Raw genomic sequence first — 18,593 nt, forward strand, 5'->3', positions numbered from 1 at the left:
TACATGAACGAAGCGGAAACCCGCGCCGAGCTTATCGATCCTGCCCTCAAACTAGCAGGTTGGGGCGAAGTGGCGGAAAGTCGCGTACGGCGCGAAACTATTGCTCCGGGGCGATTGCAGGGTAGCGGCAAGCGGGCAAAGCCCAGCATTGCCGACTATGTGCTAACTTATCGCAACCGCAAGCTGGCGGTCATCGAAGCCAAAAAGCGCGACCTTTCCGATACCGAAGGTGTTGGCCAAGCCAAACGCGACGCCACTTCGTTAAAGACCCGTTTTGCCTTCTCCACCAACGGTCGTCGCATTTACCGGATCGACATGGAAACCGGCAAGGAAGGCTATGTTGACCGCTACCCTACGCCGGAGGAAATGTGGGACGCGACCTTTGCAGAGGAAAACGCATGGCGCGACCGTTTCGCCGCTGTTCCTTATGAAACTCGTGGCGGCACATTTGAGCCACGCTATTATCAGGACAACGCCATTGAAGCTGCGCTGGACGCTATCGCAAAGGGCGACGACCGCGTATTGCTGACGCTCGCGACCGGCACAGGCAAAACCGCCATTGCATTTCAGATTGCTTGGAAGCTTTTCCACTCTCGCTGGAATCTTGGGGACTGGAAGTGCGAAGGCGAGCCTACACGTCGCCCGCGTATCCTATTCTTAGCCGACCGTAACATTCTGGCTAATCAAGCTTACAACAGCTTCTCTGCCTTCCCTGAGGATGCATTGTCGCGGGTTGAGCCAGCCGATATTCGCAAGAAGGGGAGAGTGCCAAAGAACGCCAGTATTTTCTTCACGATTTTCCAGACCTTCATGTCCGGTACGGATGCGGCTGGCCAGCCGGACCCATATTTTGGAGAGTATCCGCCCGATTTCTTTGACTGTATCGTGGTCGACGAATGTCATCGAGGAGGCGCGAATGATGAAAGCACGTGGCGTGCAATTCTCGACCATTTCAGCCCAGCGGTGCAAATTGGTCTGACTGCCACTCCCAAGCGCGACAACAACGTGGATACCTACGCCTATTTCGGCGAGCCGGTTTATTCCTACTCGCTAAAAGAGGGCATCAATGACGGCTACCTGACGCCGTTCAAAGTAGTCCAGCTCGCCACCACTATCGACGAGTATCTCTACACGCCTGATGACGACGTGTTGGAGGGCGAAGTCGAAGAAGGGAAACGCTACGTCGAAAGCGACTTTAACCGCAGCATCGAAATCCGGCAGCGAGAAGAATATCGCGTCCGCACCTTCATGTCGAAAACCAGACCGCAAGATAAAACACTGGTTTTCTGCGCGACGCAGGATCATGCGGCTCTAGTCCGCGATATCATCAACCAGAACAAGCAAAGCACTGATCCTAACTACTGCGTGCGTGTGACGGCCAATGACGGCGCGCTGGGCGAGCAACACCTTCGGCAGTTTCAGGACAATGAAAAAACCGTCCCAACCATACTAACAACCTCGCAAAAGCTATCGACTGGTGTGGATGCGCGGAACGTTCGCAATATCGTGTTGATGCGGCCCATCAATTCAATGATCGAATTCAAGCAGATTATCGGGCGTGGGACGCGTCTCTACGATGGCAAAGACTACTTCACGATTCTGGATTTCGTCAAAGCCCATCACCATTTCCAAGACCCTGATTGGGACGGCGATCCAATCGATCCGGTGACTGGCGCAGAGTCTGGTACCGAAACAGGTGAGGGCAGTGGCGAGACAGGCACTGAATGCGGTCAAGGAGGCCAAGAGGGTGGTGGCGAGTCTAACAGACCGCAAAAGCTCAAGATCAAGCTGGCAGATGGCAAAGAGCGAACATTCCAGCACATTGAAGCGACTATGTTTATGGGGCCGGATGGCACACCGCTTTCGGTTGCCCAGTTTATTGAGACGCTATTCGGCCAGCTACCTGATCTGTTTAAGGATGAAACCGAGCTTCGCGAAATCTGGAGTGATCCAACAACACGCAGGGGGCTGATCGAAGGACTGGCCGAACGTGGGTTTAGTGGCGAGCAACTGGACGAAATCCGCAAGTTAACCAAGGGCGAGGATAGCGACTTGTTCGATGTGCTGGCCTACATCGCTTACGCTAGGCCGCCCACGACCCGCACAGAGCGTGTTAAAGGCAGGCGTGGGGACATACTCTCGCAGTACGATCCGAAGACACAGGAATTCCTCGACTTCGTTCTGTCACATTATGTTGCAGAAGGTGTAGAGCAGCTCGATACCGACAATCTGAAAGGCTTGCTGACCCTCAAGTACGGCAGCACACACGATGCAGCGGAACGGCTGGGCAGTGTAAAAGATATCCGCACCAACTTCGTAGGATTCCAGCGCGGGCTTTATAAAGGTACCCAGAGTTGAGCTTAAGGCTCATTCTGTCGTTTAGATTTCCAGTCTGACAGATTTCGCCAAACCATCACGCCTGTTAAAAGGCACAAGGGCAACACAAAAACGACTAGCTCAAATCCAGTTGAACTTGGAGATTTGGCCAATCCCAACATATCGCGAAATCCAACTGCGGCGATAATGTAACCTGCCAGTGTAAGAAGGTCTTGTGTGCCGCTTATTGGGGCGGCTGTCATAACCAGCCTCACAGCAACTAGTGCCGCAAGAAATATGAACAGCAAGGCGCTAACGGCTATCGTCGTTTGTTCGACGACAGATCGTTCCAAGGTAACCTCCCAATTCAATTCGTTGCCAGTCAATCTCATGGTCCGATCAGGGAAGAGCTTTACGACCTGATACTTTATTGTTGGATTGTTTTCTGGCGTAGCCAGAAAGGCGGCTGGCACAATTTCGATGTCGTCAAAGGGGAATGGTGCAACGCTTTGATGAGCGGGTATTGAAAACCGTTTAGACTGCCCGCCATAAAACGTACGTCCACCGACTTTTTTACACTCAAATGCCACCTGTTGGGGATAGAATAACTGGTCGGGACTTCTTTCATGGACATCCAATGAAAGGCACTTTTTAGACGCGCTGACGCTTTCTGGAAGCTCTTGTCTGGCCTCGACGGTCAGAGAAACCTCAACCGCGTTTTCTTCACGCAAATAGCGATGCAAAAGCAAGGTTACTTCGTATGGCTCGGTCGTCCCCTCAACCTGTTGTAGCACCATAGTTTGTGAGCCGCGATTCGCATATTCATCGTTGACTAGGAGTCCAAACACAAAAAGTACCGCTATGATCGTTGTGAGGATCGCGGCAAACCAAATAGAGCCTTCCTTAAGCGAACTAAGCAACTGTCTCATCGTAATCCTTTGCGGAATTGAACGTAGCTGTCATGGCTTACTTCGCAAGCGCTACCACGTCGATGCCGGTGCTTACTCCGTGCTTACCTAGCCCCTAACGGGGTGAATGTGTTTTTGGCTAAGTTATTGAATATGATGGTCGGGGAGACAGGATTTGAACCTGCGACCCCCTGTACCCAAAACAGGTGCGCTACCAGGCTGCGCCACTCCCCGACTCGATCATACGTACCGCTCACGGCAAAGGGTGTTTGCTCGTTTGGCATCCGGTGGGCCCGGAGGGACTCGAACCCCCGACCTAGCCGTTATGAGCGGCCAGCTCTAACCAACTGAGCTACAGGCCCGTAGGATGCCTTAGCGGTTGCTGTGCAGCGAATGCTGAGCAGCGGCAAGCGCCTAGCGGCGTCTCTCGCAGCTTGCAAGCGGCAGTTTGCTGCAAATGCAAAATATTGGTCAGATTTCGACCGATTGCATGATTTGCTTCACCGTCGTTGGCCGCACACCGCGCATATCAAGATAGGTGTATATCCGCCGCCACCAATCATACAGCCCGTCCAGATCGTCTTCCGTGTGCACATAGGGCGTGTAGCCGGGCGCAAGCGAGGGGCTGTGGAATGACAGGACCAGCAAAGGCAGTTGATCATCAATCGCGATATCGATCCCGCGCAGTGCCTCTTCGGCTGTTACGCCCTCCGGCGTTAGCGAGATACGCTCGAGCAACCCCAGCTTGGATGCCAACCCTCGCATCTTCGGTACGCGGGCAAGAGCGGGATACAGCGCGCGACCTTGCTTGCGCAGCATCCCCCAATAGATTGTGGTGAGAGGCAATTCGAGCAGCTGCTTTTCCTCATCAACCCAATACGGATCGAGGGGGTGTTTGCTGTAATCGGGACCGCCGCCGGGCGTGTAATCGAAATTTGCCCGCACCGAACTGTCGATGGGGACTCCCGCGTCCTTCATGATCCGGCTGGTTTCCGGGCCGAGCCCATAGCGGCCTGCGCGGTAAATCTGCGGGGCAACGCCGTAATTCTTTTCGATCTCATCGCGCAGATTACGGAACTTCTTTTCCTCCAGCTCGGGCGGCAAATTGCCGGAATAGCTGTTATGCGGGTTAACCTCTTCATCGAACGGAGGGTTGACCCACGGGTGCAGTTGAATGCCGACTTCCGCTTTGCCCTGCGCAAGCGGCTCGCGGAGGATTTCCATGGCCCCTCTCGATGTCGCGATGGGCCAGTCGATCAGATAGACCGGACTGACGCCGATCCCTTCACAGAATTCCTGAAACTTACGCAGGCGAGGGACGTGATCGAGCCCGTGTCCGCTGGCGCTGAATGGGCCGTCCCAGTCGAATTCCTCTTCGGTATCGACGGTCAGAAGCGAACGCTGGCCAAAGGACGGCGCGAATTTGGCTTCAGACCCCTTTACGGGCGGTTCGATCATGGACCGGGACAATAGCCGGTACTCCCCTGCTCAGATACAGTCGCTAGGCGGCGCTGGGTGCCCTAGGCTGCGTTATCAGAGCCTGTGTGGCTAGGTTCGGCCAGAGGCGCGGTCAAGAGCGGCAGGGTGAGCAGCAGCCAATCATCCACACGCGTTAGATCGCCGCCGGCCGCGCGTGCCTCCGCCCGGGCCAGACGGAGCGAGAAGCCCGCGCCAAACATGCCCGCACTGATTGCGCCGCCTTGCGGTTTGCCGGTTGCGGCGAAGATATCGGTTTCCGAGACCAGCGATACGGGAAGTTCGCAGCACAGGCGCGCGGCTCCATCCTGCTCTGCCAGCTCGATCTGTATGTTTTCGCCTGCGCCAATCGTGCCGACCAGCGTCGCGAGCAGGCGCCATGCCAATGCTTCGGCTTCCTGTGCGTCCAGGGCAACGGGCGGCATTTCGGACAGCGTCGGTTCGAATGAAGCCGTGCGAGGCTTGAGCACACCCTGCAATTGCATGAGTTGCTGTCCGACTATCGTGCCGAGGTCGCACTGGCCGGCGGTCATATCGAGCGCGCCGGTTTCCAGCCGTGCAAGCCGGTCTAACTCGTCGAAACCGGCCAGCATCCGCGCGCTGTCACCGGCAATATTCGCAGCCAATGCGCGATATTCATGCGGTGTTGGCCCAAACAATTGCTGCTGGATGACTTCGGAGAAGCCCTGGATCGCGTTCACCGGTGTGCGCAGTTCGTGGAGCAATTGGCGAAGATGATCTGCTTCGCTGGACTCCTGCTGTTCCTCGCCAGAATTGTCGGTCTGATCTGCGCGGCGGAACATGCCCGCATAACCAAAGAAGCGCCCGTCAGGCTTCGTAAAGCGAGGACGGGCATCGACGACCCACTCGCCGGCTATCAGCGGCGCGCCGTACAGCGTCATCTGGCGCTTCTGGATCGGTTGACGGTAGCGCAAGGCGGTGCCCGCGACGTGCTTGTCGAGGATCATCCCGATCATCATCGGCGCCACTTCACGATCCGCCCATTCGACCTTGCCCGTTGAGTCGGCTGTAAATGCGAAGGCTTGCAGCGCAGCGTGGCCGCTCTCAATTTTTTCGCCCAGCGGCAGACGCGGAGCGTCAGCGGTTTCGCGGTGGTCGCTGCGCGCCTTGCGGAATTCCTCGATCCGTTTGACCAGTGCGCCGATCGCGGTTTCATCGGCGCTATCCCGCAGCGCCTCTTCCTGGGCCAGCACATCATTGGCTGGTTCAGGCGCTGGCAGGGGCGTTTTTTCAGCTGGTGGCGGAGCAGGTGTAGCCTCTGCCCTAGGCTCCTCAGCCACATCATTGCCCTTGTCCGGCACAGGCAGACCGCGGTCGTGGATGCCGAGCCGTTCAAGTGTGTTCTTGGTCGCTTCGGGCAAATCCCGTCGCAGGCGCAGGAAGCCGCGCGCTCTAACAGGCAGGCGCGGGACAAGTGCATCCCAATCATCCTGCGTGAGATCGGCGCGGCCAAGCGCTGCTGCCGCAACCTCTGGCTCGTCCTCTGCCAGATGCGCGGCCAGTTCGGCGCTACGAAAACGCAGTCCCGGATCGCGGATCATCGCCGCGCGTTCGTCTGCCGGAATGGCCTCGCCGAGCGCGCCCAGCCGCAGCCATGCGGCGGCTAGCAGGCTTTCGTCACGCTCTCCGTCGCGCGGTTTCGGCTTGCTGCCGAGCAGGTCGAGCAATTGCCGGAACTGCGTTCGTGCAGCACGCTCGCCGGCTGCGCGGTGGCGCAACACGGTGGCAAGGCGGTCATCGAAATGCATGGCAGTCTGTCTGTCTCCGGCGGGGGCGCGTGAATCGTCAATGGCCCGAAAACACTCCGGGGCAGCTTGGGGTCTAGCCGATTCAATTGGGTAAGGAACAGGCCAGCGAGGGGACGTTGCAAAGCGGGACAATTGCTGGCAGAAACAATAATATTAGCCGTAAGCGCTTGACGAAGCGGCAATCATTACGCGTGCTCGCATTATTGCAGTCGCGCAGAAGAATAGGGGCTTAATAGATGGCCAATCTGGACGAAATTGACCGGCGTTTGCTTGCAGAATTGCAGGATGAAGGGCGCGTCACCAATGTCGATTTGGCAGAGCGCGTAGGCCTGACTGCGCCGCCTTGCCTGCGCCGCGTCCGCGCGTTGGAGGAGCAGGGGGTCATTCGTGGTTACCATGCAGAGCTTGACGCCTCGCAGCTCGGTTTCGCTATCACCGTATTTGCGATGGTCAGTCTCAAAAGTCAGGCAGAAAGCGCGTTGAGAGAGTTCGAAGACCATATGAACGCGCTGCCTGAAGTGCGCGAAGTGCATATGCTTAACGGCGAAATCGACTTTATCCTGAAAATCGTCAGCCGCGATCTGCAGAGTTTTCAGGAATTCCTGACCAGCAAGCTAACGCCAGCCCCCAATGTCGAGAGTGTGAAGACAAGCCTGACGATCCGCACGGCCAAACATGAGCCGGGTGTGCCGCTGGAGTAAGATAATGCGAATTAAAGCGAGTATTGCCATCGGTTTTTCTGTTGCGCTTGCAGCCTGCCAAACTCCTGTTGAAAATGGTGCTACGGACTCCAAAGTCGAAGCCTCAGGCATGGAAACGCAAGGCGAGCATCTTGCCGTTACTCTTTGTTCAGGCTGCCATGCTGTCGCAGACGGAGAGATTTCTCCCAATGCAGAAGCGCCCGACTTTGTCTCGATCGCCAATCGGGAGGGGCTGACGCGCCAGACACTCGGCAACTTCCTTCACGATTCCTACAATTTCCCGAACCAGATGAATTTGGAGCTCTCGGATGAGGATGCTGACAAGATCAGCGCTTACATCCTGACTTTGCGTGAGCCTTAGGACGACCCGCTGTCCCAGAAACTGAGAGGGGTCCTGCACGTCCACTCCCCATGAACGGTATGGCTGTCAGATTTGTCAGCAAGAAGCCGAGGCGCGATTTCGCTCCTTATAATGCTCGCGCCGGTCGCTGAATTCTCGCACGCGTTTGCGCCAGTTGCGATAGCTTGAAGGCTTGAGCGAGCTGCGCATCAATTGCTTGGTCTGGCTGTCTGACAGGCCGTATTCGCGTTCGATATCGGCGAAGCTGACATGATCGCTTAGCGCCATTTCGATGACAGCGCTGACATCGGCTTCGTTGAGTTCCGGCTGCTGCACTGATCCTGACCTTTTTCCAATTCAGGTCAGTAACGATTGGCCAGACCTCACGTTCCGCCTACCATTCCTCTAGCCATCTGCCGAACCCAATTCCCGATGCATTGCTAGACTATTGCCCGGCTTGCTTGACTGCGACTTGGCTCAACTCTTTGGCGTAACCGATTGTATAGGCACAAATATTGTCGTCGTCGCGAACGGATGAGTGATAACCGAAATTTCCGATTTTGCCGTCAGGTTTGCGATATAGGAAGCGCATACGATTGTCTTCAGGTAGCGCATTCATCATTCGGTACGACTTCTGCGGAAATTGGAATGTGCGAAAGTGTACGGTGTCAGTCTTCGAGGGATCTTTCTTGCTGGGAATTGCGGCGCTTTGGACATCGCTCAAATTGACCAGTAAAGCCTCACCCTCTTCTGCAAAAGGGTAAGGCCGCTGATCTTGTTTAACAACCCGACAGCGATGTCCGATTTGACTGCACCGGCTACGCTAACATCATAGATAATGCCCTCATGGCGCCCTTCGTTGGTGACGCCGATATACATGTGGTAGCTGTTGAACATGCCCGATTTCTCGGACAGATCGTCGGATATTGCATACCAATCGAAATTGGCTTTGAGATGCCGGATCGACGCGAGATCGCGTGACGGGGCACCAAACGAGAAGCGGTAGCGTATGTCGGTCTTCTAGTGCCAGAGCAGGGCACGATCTGTCTTGGCGGTAGCCTCGCTTTCTGCCGGTTCCGCAGGCATTTTTCGCTGCTCAGCGAGAGGGGTGGCGATCACGGAAAGCGCGGCTAGGATCAGACATGAGTGAGCGGCTTTGATCATCGGGAATTCTCATAGGTTACTCGATGCTTCGGGGGGTGAAGCACGTTTACGCTATCCGACAACCGACAAAGCGCTGCTAAAGTTGGCGAAACACGACAATATTGGCGTCGGAAGAAGCCTAGCCTTTTTCGCGCTTCGCTAGATATTCCTCGAGCCATTTGATGCTGTAATCACCGTTCAGGATATCGTCCTGACGGATCAGTTCCTGATGCAGCGGAACCGAGTGCTTCACGCCTTCGATGACCATTTCCTCCAGCGCGCGGCGCAGGCGCATGATGCAGCCTTCGCGGTTGCGGCCGTAGACAATCAGCTTGGCGATCATGCTGTCGTAATAGGGCGGGATCTTGTAGCCGGCATAGAGCCCGCTATCGACGCGCACATGCATTCCGCCCGCTGCATGATAGGATGTGACTTCGCCGGGTGATGGCGCAAATGTGAAGGGATCCTCGGCATTGATCCGGCATTCGATCGCGTGGCCGTTAAACGCGACCTCTTCCTGCTTGACCGATAACGGCTTGCCATCGGCAACGCGGATTTGTTCCCGCACCAGATCGACGCCGGTGATCATTTCGGTCACCGGATGCTCGACCTGCAGGCGGGTGTTCATTTCGATGAAGTAGAACTCGCCATTTTCCCACAGAAATTCGATCGTGCCTGCACCGCGATAGCTCATGTCGGCCATCGCCTTGGCGCAAATATCACCCATACGGTTACGCTCTTCGCTAGAAAGAACCGGTGAGGGCGCTTCTTCGAACACTTTCTGGTGTCGGCGTTGTAACGAGCAATCGCGTTCGCCCAGATGGATCGCATTGCCTTTGCCATCGCCGAACACCTGAAACTCGATGTGGCGCGGATCGCCCAGATATTTCTCGAGATAGACAGTCGCGTCGCCGAAAGCCGCTTTGGCTTCGTTGCCCGCCGCCTGCATCAGCGATTCAAGCTTGTCTTCGCTCTCGCACACTTTCATCCCGCGGCCGCCGCCGCCCGATGCAGCTTTGATGATTACCGGATAGCCGATGTCTGCCGCGATCTTCTTGGCCTCGCCAACGTCGCTGATCGCACCGTCGGAACCGGGAACGAGAGGCAGGCCCAGCTTGCCCGCTGTCCGTTTGGCTTCAACCTTGTCGCCCATCGTGCCGATATGCTCGGGCTTGGGGCCGATCCACGCAATGTCATGCGCTTCGACGATTTCCGCGAATTGCTGGTTCTCGGAGAGGAAGCCGTAGCCAGGGTGAATCGCATCAGCCTGGGCAATCTCCGCCGCCGATATAATCGCGGCGGTATTCAGATAGCTATCCGTTGCCGATGGCGGGCCAATGCAAACCGCGTGATCGGCAAGGCGCACATGCATCGCCTCTGCATCGGCGGTCGAGTGGACCGCGACGGTCTCGATACCCATTTCATGCGCGGCGCGGTGGATCCGCAGCGCAATCTCGCCGCGATTGGCAATCAATATGCGGGAAATACCCATGATGCGATCAGCCTATTAGGACGAGTGGCTGACCGAATTCGACCGGCTGTGCATTCTCGACCAGGATCGATTTGATCGTACCGGATTTGTCGGCGGCAATCGGGTTCATCACTTTCATCGCTTCGACGATCACCAGCGTGTCGCCCTCCTTCACACTGTCGCCAACAGTGACGAATGGCGCTGCGCCCGGTTCAGCCGAGAGATAGACGGTGCCGACCATCGGTGATTTCATCGCATCGGCAGTGTCTTCTGCAGGTGCCGCCGGTTCAGCGGATGGTGCTGGAGCCGCGGCAGGTGCAGCAGTTGGAGCGGCGGGGGCAGCCGCAGCAGGAGCTGCCACGGCAACACCGCCGCCGCGCGAGACGCGGATTTTCCGCTCGCCATCTTTCACTTCGATTTCGGTAAGCCCGGTATCCCCGAGCATTTCAGCCAGTTCGCGAACCAGCTTGGTATCTACATTCATACCGGAGTTTTTGCCGGTAGTGCCCTTTGTGGCGGCCATAAATGCCTCATGTTAGCGTGAGCAGAATATGCGTAAGCGTTCCGCCTATTCGCCCAGCGCCGTCAGGGCAAGGGCTGATTGCACCTGCAATGCGCGGAATCACAGCCGCGCCGCAGCGTCCAGCGCGACCAGATATCCTTTTGCGCCAAGGCCTTGCACGGTTTCCTTGGCAGCCATTGCGACATAGGAAATATGCCGAAATTCCTCGCGCGTTGTCGGGTCCGAAAGATGCACTTCGATCACTGGCGTGGAGATTGCGCGAATGGCATCGAGCAGCGCGATGGAGGTGTGGGTGAAGGCCGCCGCGTTGAGCAAAACGGCCTTCGCACCCTCAGCCTGTGCCTCATGCAGCCAGTCGACCAGATGCCCTTCGTGATTCGACTGGCGAAGGTCGATTTCGAGGCCCAACTCCCGCCCGCGATCTTCCAGCATGCCCGCAATATCATCGAGCGTTTCAGAGCCATAAATATCGGGCTCCCGCGTGCCGAGCAGATTGAGGTTAGGGCCGTTGAGGACGTAGACGGTGTTGGTTGTAGGAACGTTCATTGGGCTGACTTAGCGGTTCAGGCTAAGGACTGGAAGACTGAATGGGTGGAACACATGGAACAGGGTTCAAAGGGTAAATCTTGTGCGACTCCCGTCTTCGTCGCTTGTCTGCTAATGGGTGGGAAGCGGACCTTGGTTGACCCATTACTCCGGTGATCTACAGGTACATTATTATGCAGCTTCGCTTCGTTGCCACACTAGCCGTGTTCGCGGCTTTAGCCTGTAGCCAACCAACTGACGTTGAGAAGAATGTAGCCGATTTTGAAGAGAAGGAATGCATCGAACCTGCTGTGTATCGGTTCGATGCGGTTTCGTCAGATCAAACGGACAACAGAAGGGTCGTGATCGACTTTAAGAATGGTGATTATGGGACAGTCACCCAAGGTGGTCCTGAAATATTTGGTCACGTCGGCACGGGTAGGATAACCAATTGTTCGACTGATGAATTTCATTGCCTTGATGCTGGACTTCTCTTCATTCTTCCCAAAGGTGAGAGAGTAAGTTTTGAGCTTAGAGAAGGTCTCAACTGCAAAGTACAAGCCGAGAGCTCGCGCACTACAGTCAGCTGCTTCCTCATTGATGAGTTGGTCTGGCGGCTAAGGAAGACAGAGGCTGGAGTTGATCAGATCGAGAGATTTTTCCCAGAAGAACCTGATTTCAATTCGGTATTTAGGTCGTTAGATCAACCTCTCCCATTCCCACCCTGTCAGCCACAATTGGATGCCCTGAGCACGGCGTCGCCCTTTGCAGCAGAATGACCGGTTCTGGATCGTTAACGGACGCTAGCATTGCGCCCGATTTGAAATTCTCGCTCTACCGATCCGTTCCCTTAACCTTACCCCACTGCCGTGCAGCGGTGTAGCCTAGGTACCCGGTACCAAACAGTGCATAGAGCGGTTCAGGCAGGCCGCCGAGATAGGCGTTCATTCCGGCACCGATCTCCTTTGCTGCCGAAGGATTAAATGCGGCCAGGATTCCCATCGGAAGCGCCCACAGCAGCAGCACATACATCACATAAAGAAAGCTGGGGCGTGCGCGGCTGGTCCAGGGGTCTTTGGAATTGGCCTCTGCGACAATGGCCGAGAGGCGCGCTTCGATCGATTGCAGTTCGTGCGTGCCTTCGAGCTTGAGCAATTCCAGCTTCGCTTTGGCGCGCGCTTCTTTGTCGGGAATAATCTTGTCGATGATGGACGTGATGGGGCCGATTAGCGAGTCGAGAAGTGGCATTATTGCGCTCCATTCAAATATGAGTCGCAATTCAGCTAACCAAATTGGTTTGTGTAGGAAAGTTTTCTAACCGTTATTCGTCAGCGCTGGCCAGCAATGCCTGCGCAAGCGCCAAATGCGGACGGTCCAGCATCGCCCCGTTAAGCCCTACGGTTCCTGCGCCCGGATTGGCATCGAAGGCCGAGATGATAGCGCGGGCCTCGTCCAACTCCTCCGCGCTTGGCGTAAAGGCTGCGTTTATTACCGGCACTTGGGCAGGGTGGATCGCGAGCATCCCGCGATAGCCCTGGCTGCGGACCATCAAGGCCCTCTCACGCAGACCATCGAGATCACGAAAATCGGACTGGATCGTTTCGATAGCCGCGACGCCGGCCGCTGCGGCACCGAGAAGGCACAGGCTCCGCGCCAGTTCGTAAGTCGGCATATAGGCGCCGTTCGGCTGGAATTGCACGCGCGCACCAAGAGCCGAGGACAAATCCTCTGCGCCCCAGCTCATCGCCACCAAACGCGGTGCACCCGCATAATCGCCGGTGTGGAACATGGCTTTGGCGGTTTCGGTGACCAGCGCGGCGACTTTGGTCGAACCGACTTCGATGCCATTTGCGGCTTCGTGGTGCCGCAGCATTGTGTCGAGCATCTCTATGTCAGCGCGCCCCTCCGCCTTTGGCAAGAACAATCCGCCCGGCGCGGAGGGCATGACCGCCGAGAGATCGTCGGTCGCATCATCGCCCGACAGCGGATTGATTCTCACCCACAGACTATTGCGATCACCGCGGCCCGCCAGAAAGTCACGCACCAATTCGCGCGCCGCCGGTTTGTTTTCCGGCATCACCGAATCTTCGAGATCGAGCAGGATGATATCTGCGCGCGCTTCGCCTTGGGCGTCAGCGGCCTTACCCATCTTCTTCTCGCTATCGCCGGGGGCGAACAGCCAGGATCTAGCCCGAAATGAGGTTGGTAATGGGGTAGGCGTAGACATCGCGAAACTCTCCTATCCGCGCGGGATTAGGGCGCGCGCAGGCGCTTCGCAATGGCCAAGCGCGGGTCGTTCCGGCAATTTTCGGGGTTTTGGGCCACTGGTCGGGACGAGAGGATTCGAACCTCCGACCCCTACACCCCCAGTGTAGTGCGCTACCGGACTGCGCTACGTCCCGATCAGTGGCCCAAACAGGTGAGAGCGCGCCTATAGATGCGGGTGTGATGTAAGGCAACCACACTTGTGCCCCGTTTGCGCCCAAATCGCACACATATGACAGCGCGCGCGCGTTGCCCTGTCCTTGCAATGCTGCTAACCGCGCCCACTTATTGCCGAGGGATAGCGCGGATACGCCACGTATCGATGCTACCTCAAGGTTCGGGACTTCTAAAAGGGTACAGGTTCACTCGATGCTCAATATACTTTCTGCTGCTGCAGGCGCAGGTGCGCCGCCGGCCTGGATACAATTTCTTCCGCTCGTCGGCATGGGCCTGATCTTCTGGTTTCTGATTATCCGGCCGCAAATGCGCCGCCAAAAAGAACACCAGCAAAAGATCGCTGCGATCAAAAAGAACGACAAGGTCGTGACTGCTGGCGGTTTGATCGGCAAAGTCATCAAAGTGGATGACGATTATGCCGATATTGAACTGGCACAGGGTGTCCGCGTGAAAGCGGTCAAGAACACGATCGGCGATATCATTCCGCCTGCTGGCAAAGCGGCTGCAAACGATTGATTGGCGACTAAGCCCGCCAGAAATTCTTCTGTGGCAGGCTGATTGAGACAGGGTTGCGGTAAATGCTTGAATTTCCTCGTTGGCGTAAGATTTGGCTGTGGATGATCACGCTGCTCGCGATTGCGGCGGCGCTTCCGTCGATTTTCTCCGCCGCAAATGTCAGCTGGCCCGAGCAACTGCCGGAGCCGACGGTCAATCTTGGCCTCGACCTTGCGGGCGGTAGCCACATTCTCCTCGAAGCCGATCCCGGGCAGGTGGCGGCGCAGCGGCTCGAGAATATGGAAGAGTCCGCTCGCGGTGTGCTGAACGATGCAGAGCCGCGCATCCGGTTTGGCGATGTCTCGACCCGTGATGGCCAGCTTAGCTTCATGGTCGAAAGCGCAGCCGATGTTGACCGCGCGCGCGAAGAATTGCTGCCGCTGATTAACGGCACCGGCCTGATCCAGGAATGGGATTTGCAAGTTATCGACGAGACTCGCTTCGTGCTGTCGCAAACCGATGATGGCGCGGAAAATGCCGTGACGCAGGCGATGGACAGCGCCACTGAAGTTGTTCGCAAACGTATCGACGCGCTGGGTACGCGCGAGCCAACCATTATCCGCCAAGGCGATACCCGCATCGTGGTGCAGGTTCCCGGTTTGCAGGACCCCGACGAGCTTAAAGCGCTGCTCGGCCAGACCGCCAAACTTGAATTCAAGCTCGTCGATCTCGACGCGCTGCCAAGCAATGTTGCGGCCGGTGTTGCGCCTCCGGGAAGTCAAATTTTTCCTTATGTCGAAGGTTCGGCGCAAGAGGGGCAGTTCCTGGCGGTCAAGCGGCTTGGCGGTATCAAGGGCGACAACCTTACAAATGCCCAGCAGAGCTTTGACCCTCAAACCAATGAGGCAGTTGTTTCGATTACATTCGATGCCGAAGGCGGACGCAAATTTGCCTCGCTGACCGAACAGAACGTCGGCAAGCCATTTGCGATTATCCTCGATGGTAAAGTGCTTTCCGCGCCAAATATCAACGAGCCCATCCGTGGCGGTAGCGCGCAGATCTCGGGTAGCTTCACCACCGACACTGCCAACCAGCTGGCAATTTCGCTGCGTTCGGGTGCGCTTCCGGTCGATCTGACGGTTGTGGAAGAGCGCACCGTTGGCCCCGATCTGGGCGCAGATTCGATCAAGCGCGGCATGATCGCGATGATGATCGGTTCGGTTGCTGTTATCGCGCTGATGGTTGCCAGCTACGGCCGCTTCGGTGTCTATGCCACGGCCGCGCTTGGCATCAACGTCATGATGTTGCTCGGCATTATGGCGGCGCTCAACACGACGCTGACCTTGCCCGGCATTGCCGGTTTTGTTCTCACTATTGGTGCGGCGGTCGATGCCAACGTGCTGATTAACGAGCGCATACGCGAGGAACGAAGGCGAGGGCGGCGTGTCATTGCCGCGGTCGAGAATGGCTATAAAGAAGCCAGCCGCGCGATTTATGACGCCAACATCACCAACTTCATTGCCGGCGTGCTGCTGTTCCTGTTCGGCTCCGGTCCGATCCGCGGTTTCGCCGTGGTTTTGATCATCGGCCTGTTCACCAGCGTGTTCACCGCCGTTACCCTGACCCGCATGTGGGTCGCTGGCTGGTTGCGTAAGACGCGGCCACAAGATTTGAACGTTTAAGGGGAGCAAAGATTATGCGACTGCTAAAACTCGTCCCCGAAAACACGAACATCAAGTTCCTGAAACTGCGGATTCCGTTCTACATCATCAGCGTATTGCTGATGATTGCCAGCTGGGGCCTGGTGTTCACACAGGGCCTCAATTACGGCGTCGATTTCGCCGGTGGTCAGGAAATTCGCGCGACCTTTGTCGGCGAAGAAACCGCGCCTGTTGCGGAATTGCGCGAAACAGTCTCGGCGCTCGAACAAGTGGAAGACCCGGTGATCCAGCGCTTCGGCGAGGAAAATCAGGTATCCATCCGCGTCAAATTGCCGCCAGAGGCCGAAGGCGTTCCCGAATTCGCCAACCAGATGACAGTCGCGATTACCAATGCGATCAAAGTCGAACACCCCGAAGTGCGCATCGACGGGGTGGATTCGGTTTCCGGTAAAGTCTCCGGCGAATTCCGCGAGAAAGCAGTCTACGCGCTGCTTGCCGCGATGATTGCGATTGCGCTCTATATCTGGATCCGGTTTGAATGGCAGTTCGGCGTCGGTGCCCTGTTCGCGCTGGCGCATGACGTCTCGCTCACGCTGGGCTTCTTCGCGCTGTTCCAATTGGAATTCAGCCTGCAGATCATCGCCGCGATTCTGGCGATTATCGGTTACTCATTGAACGACACCATCGTCGTCTATGACCGTATTCGTGAGAATTTGAAGAAGTATCGCAAGATGCCGCTTCCGGAGCTGCTCGACCTTTCGGTGAACGAGACTTTGGCGCGGACGGTGATGACATCGCTGACCCTGCTCGTGGCTTTGCTGCCGCTGCTGTTTTACGGCCCTGCAAGCCTGTTCGGCCTGGTCGCTGCGATCACGCTTGGCCTGTTTATCGGTACCTACAGCTCGGTCTATATGGCCGCGCCGATCCTGATCTGGCTGGGTGTCAATTCGAACAGCTTCGTTCCCGAAGAGACGGTCGCCGACAGGCAGGAAAAGCTCGCGCGCGGCGAGAGCTGATTGTTACGCCTGGGCGGCGATTAGCCGGTCGTAATATTCTGCCAGCTGGGCCGCGTTCTGCTCCCAGCTAAAGCGGCTGGCCATTGCGGTGACTTGTTGCGTGGTCGGTGGATTGGCGAGCAGAGCTTTGACTCCGCCGGCGACTGAATCCAGATTGCGATCCACGATAAGCCCGGCGTCACTGCTGGTTACCAATTCGCGCGCGCCGCCCGCGTCGCTGATGACAATCGGTGTCCCGCAGGCGAGCGATTCTACCCATGCATTGGCGAGCCCCTCGCTGGCGGACGGCAGCACCATCACGTCGGCTGCCGACAGGATGATGGGCAGCAGATCATGATCGACCGAGCCGAGGAAATGCACCCGTTCGTCCACCCGCATATCGCGTGTCAGATTGCGTAAATGTTTCTCGTCCGGTCCTTTGCCAACCAACAGCAGTTGCGCGTCGGGAATGCTGGCGAGAGCGCCGATGGCGAGATCCTGCCCCTTGCGTTCTATCAGCCCGCCGACTGACACCAGGAGCGGCTTGGTTTCGGGCAAATCAATGCCGAGCGTCTTGCCCAATTGCAGCCGCAGTCCTTCATGCGCGCGCGGCCGAAAGCGGTCACGATCGAGCCCGGTATAGTGGAGCGATATTTTGTTATAAGGCATGCCCAGACCCGACATCTCGCGCGCCAAAGCCTCCGATACTGCGAGCAGGCCTGTGGCATGTTCTGCCGCCTCCAGCATCTGTTCGCGAGCGAAGCCCTTGCTCCCCCAGAAATTGATGTCCGAACCGCGCGCTTTGATCGAGCAGGGCAGGCCCATCTCGCGCGCAATCCATGCCGCCGCTGGCCCGTCCGGATAGAAGAATTGCGCATCGATTATATCGAACGCCTGCTCGGCATGAAGTTGCTGCACCAGCGGCAGTACTTTGCGCGCGATCACACCCGGATTGCTACGCGCGCCCAGGCTCGGGATCAGAGTGAATTTGGGGCGGTGGACGCTGACGCCATTCTCCACGCCGTCGACTGCTGCGGCCGCCAGCGGCTTGTATTTGCCGAACGCTATGGGCGGTATGCCGATGGGGTTTACAACGGTGACATCCCAATCATCGCGCTTCGCCAAAGCTTCTAGCGACCGCGCAACGAATGTTCCGAAACGCGGCGTGTGCGCATTGGGGTAGAGCGTCGATAGCGATAAAACGCGTTTGGGTCTGTCAGCATCGGGGCTCATAGCGGGCGCACCAGCATTTCGGCGACAGCAATCCACGCGGGATCATCTACCACCTGCTGCTTCTCACCGATGCCGGGCGGCAATATCCCGACGAGCGTTCCCTGCCGGTCTATCAAGCGTCCGAATGCAAAGCGCCCACCGGAACGCGGAACCAGAACATCACGATTTATCGCGCTTCCGGCATCATCAGGCGTCAATTGCCGCATCCACAGCTGATCGCCGCTACGATACTCGCCCGCGCTGATTGTGATGGAGAGAACCATCAACGGACTGCCGCTGTCGAGTTCGGTCGGCAATATCGCTTCGGCGGGCGATTTAAGCGCTTCGGCACCATTGTCTGTCAGCGCGGCGACGACTTGCGGGGTGCTGGCCTTCTCGGACCGCACCAATGTCTCAGGGTCGATTTCGAGCGCGTCTGCGATCCGGTCCATCCATTTGATCGACAGATTGCGCATTCCGGTTTCAAGCCGTCCGATGGTCTGCGCGGTTGTGGGCGGGTCGCAGGCCTCTGCCAGATCGGCAAGAGTCCAGCCCTTGGCTTTGCGGATATCACGGATGCGGTTGATCATGCAGATTTCCCAAAGTCCAGTTCAAA

Annotated in this window: 19 protein-coding genes and 3 tRNA genes; 7 read left to right on the forward strand and 15 right to left on the reverse strand. The window is 57.1% G+C overall.

Going from position 1 to position 18,593, the window contains the following annotated elements; translation table 11 throughout:
* Positions 1–3: 3 nt before the first annotated feature.
* Positions 4–2,358: an EcoAI/FtnUII family type I restriction enzme subunit R gene (hsdR, locus tag GRI35_RS07595; RefSeq protein ID WP_160613608.1), complete on the forward strand. Its 2,355-nt coding sequence runs from the start codon at positions 4–6 to the stop codon at positions 2,356–2,358.
* Between the two features lie 2 nt (positions 2,359–2,360).
* Here hsdR and GRI35_RS07600 read toward each other — a convergent pair whose 3' ends face one another.
* The 5 genes from GRI35_RS07600 to GRI35_RS07620 form a co-directional block, all read right to left on the reverse strand.
* Positions 2,361–3,245: a hypothetical protein gene (locus tag GRI35_RS07600; RefSeq protein WP_160613609.1), complete on the reverse strand. Its 885-nt coding sequence runs from the start codon at positions 3,243–3,245 to the stop codon at positions 2,361–2,363.
* Between the two features lie 136 nt (positions 3,246–3,381).
* Positions 3,382–3,458: transfer RNA gene (locus GRI35_RS07605), tRNA-Pro, on the reverse strand.
* Positions 3,459–3,512: 54 nt separating this feature from the next.
* Positions 3,513–3,586, reverse strand: a tRNA-Ile gene (locus GRI35_RS07610).
* Positions 3,587–3,695: 109 nt separating this feature from the next.
* Complete coding sequence (locus GRI35_RS07615; protein WP_160613610.1) at positions 3,696–4,682, reverse strand: polysaccharide deacetylase family protein; 987 nt, start codon at positions 4,680–4,682, stop codon at positions 3,696–3,698.
* A gap of 62 nt (positions 4,683–4,744) precedes the next feature.
* Complete coding sequence (locus GRI35_RS07620; RefSeq protein WP_160613611.1) at positions 4,745–6,469, reverse strand: HAMP domain-containing histidine kinase; 1,725 nt, start codon at positions 6,467–6,469, stop codon at positions 4,745–4,747.
* Positions 6,470–6,705: 236 nt separating this feature from the next.
* Between GRI35_RS07620 and GRI35_RS07625 the strand changes: the two genes are divergently transcribed.
* Complete coding sequence (locus GRI35_RS07625; RefSeq protein ID WP_160613612.1) at positions 6,706–7,170, forward strand: Lrp/AsnC family transcriptional regulator; 465 nt, start codon at positions 6,706–6,708, stop codon at positions 7,168–7,170.
* A gap of 4 nt (positions 7,171–7,174) precedes the next feature.
* On the forward strand, positions 7,175–7,531 hold the full coding sequence (locus GRI35_RS07630) for a c-type cytochrome (RefSeq protein ID WP_160613613.1): 357 nt from the start codon (positions 7,175–7,177) through the stop codon (positions 7,529–7,531).
* A gap of 75 nt (positions 7,532–7,606) precedes the next feature.
* On the opposite strand, the gene GRI35_RS07635 is transcribed toward GRI35_RS07630, so the two are convergent.
* From GRI35_RS07635 to aroQ, 5 genes are all read right to left on the reverse strand, one after another.
* Positions 7,607–7,846, reverse strand: coding sequence for a TIGR03643 family protein (locus GRI35_RS07635; protein WP_290258746.1), 240 nt, complete (start codon positions 7,844–7,846; stop codon positions 7,607–7,609).
* Positions 7,847–7,955: 109 nt separating this feature from the next.
* Entirely contained in the window at positions 7,956–8,132 is a 177-nt protein-coding gene (locus tag GRI35_RS07640; RefSeq protein ID WP_160613614.1) for a hypothetical protein, read from the reverse strand.
* Between the two features lie 660 nt (positions 8,133–8,792).
* Positions 8,793–10,145 (reverse strand): acetyl-CoA carboxylase biotin carboxylase subunit, encoded by a 1,353-nt coding sequence (accC, locus tag GRI35_RS07645; protein ID WP_160613615.1) that lies wholly within the window; start codon positions 10,143–10,145, stop codon positions 8,793–8,795.
* 7 nt (positions 10,146–10,152) lie between these two features.
* Entirely contained in the window at positions 10,153–10,647 is a 495-nt protein-coding gene (gene accB / locus GRI35_RS07650; protein WP_235900160.1) for an acetyl-CoA carboxylase biotin carboxyl carrier protein, read from the reverse strand.
* A gap of 99 nt (positions 10,648–10,746) precedes the next feature.
* Positions 10,747–11,193 carry a type II 3-dehydroquinate dehydratase gene (aroQ, locus tag GRI35_RS07655; RefSeq protein ID WP_160613616.1) on the reverse strand — a complete coding sequence of 149 codons (447 nt, stop codon included), beginning with the start codon at positions 11,191–11,193 and terminating at the stop codon, positions 10,747–10,749.
* Between the two features lie 173 nt (positions 11,194–11,366).
* Between aroQ and GRI35_RS07660 the strand changes: the two genes are divergently transcribed.
* On the forward strand, positions 11,367–11,951 hold the full coding sequence (locus GRI35_RS07660; protein WP_160613617.1) for a hypothetical protein: 585 nt from the start codon (positions 11,367–11,369) through the stop codon (positions 11,949–11,951).
* Between the two features lie 55 nt (positions 11,952–12,006).
* Here the strand turns inward: GRI35_RS07660 and GRI35_RS07665 are convergent, their stop codons facing one another.
* The 3 genes from GRI35_RS07665 to GRI35_RS07675 all read right to left on the reverse strand — a co-directional run bounded on the left by GRI35_RS07665 (position 12,007) and on the right by GRI35_RS07675 (position 13,574).
* On the reverse strand, positions 12,007–12,420 hold the full coding sequence (locus GRI35_RS07665) for a holin family protein (protein WP_160613618.1): 414 nt from the start codon (positions 12,418–12,420) through the stop codon (positions 12,007–12,009).
* A gap of 73 nt (positions 12,421–12,493) precedes the next feature.
* Positions 12,494–13,399 carry an HpcH/HpaI aldolase/citrate lyase family protein gene (locus GRI35_RS07670; protein WP_160613619.1) on the reverse strand — a complete coding sequence of 302 codons (906 nt, stop codon included), beginning with the start codon at positions 13,397–13,399 and terminating at the stop codon, positions 12,494–12,496.
* 98 nt (positions 13,400–13,497) lie between these two features.
* A tRNA-Pro gene (locus GRI35_RS07675) sits at positions 13,498–13,574 on the reverse strand.
* Between the two features lie 232 nt (positions 13,575–13,806).
* On the opposite strand from GRI35_RS07675, the gene yajC reads away from it, so the two are divergent.
* From yajC to secF, 3 genes are all read left to right on the forward strand, one after another.
* On the forward strand, positions 13,807–14,130 hold the full coding sequence (yajC, locus tag GRI35_RS07680) for a preprotein translocase subunit YajC (protein WP_160613620.1): 324 nt from the start codon (positions 13,807–13,809) through the stop codon (positions 14,128–14,130).
* Positions 14,131–14,192: 62 nt separating this feature from the next.
* Positions 14,193–15,791 (forward strand): protein translocase subunit SecD, encoded by a 1,599-nt coding sequence (gene secD, locus GRI35_RS07685; protein ID WP_160613621.1) that lies wholly within the window; start codon positions 14,193–14,195, stop codon positions 15,789–15,791.
* Between the two features lie 14 nt (positions 15,792–15,805).
* A complete protein-coding gene (gene secF / locus GRI35_RS07690; protein WP_160613622.1) occupies positions 15,806–16,786 on the forward strand; it encodes a protein translocase subunit SecF in 981 nt (326 codons plus the stop codon).
* Positions 16,787–16,789: 3 nt separating this feature from the next.
* Here secF and GRI35_RS07695 read toward each other — a convergent pair whose 3' ends face one another.
* Both GRI35_RS07695 and GRI35_RS07700 read right to left on the reverse strand, forming a co-directional pair.
* A complete protein-coding gene (locus tag GRI35_RS07695; protein ID WP_160613623.1) occupies positions 16,790–17,998 on the reverse strand; it encodes a glycosyltransferase in 1,209 nt (402 codons plus the stop codon).
* Entirely contained in the window at positions 17,995–18,567 is a 573-nt protein-coding gene (locus GRI35_RS07700) for a helix-turn-helix domain-containing protein (protein WP_160613624.1), read from the reverse strand. The genes GRI35_RS07695 and GRI35_RS07700 overlap by 4 nt, the downstream gene beginning before the upstream one ends.
* Positions 18,568–18,593: the final 26 nt, after the last annotated feature.

Source organism: Pontixanthobacter aestiaquae (assembly GCF_009827455.1).
Classification (GTDB): Bacteria; Pseudomonadota; Alphaproteobacteria; order Sphingomonadales; family Sphingomonadaceae; genus Pontixanthobacter; species Pontixanthobacter aestiaquae.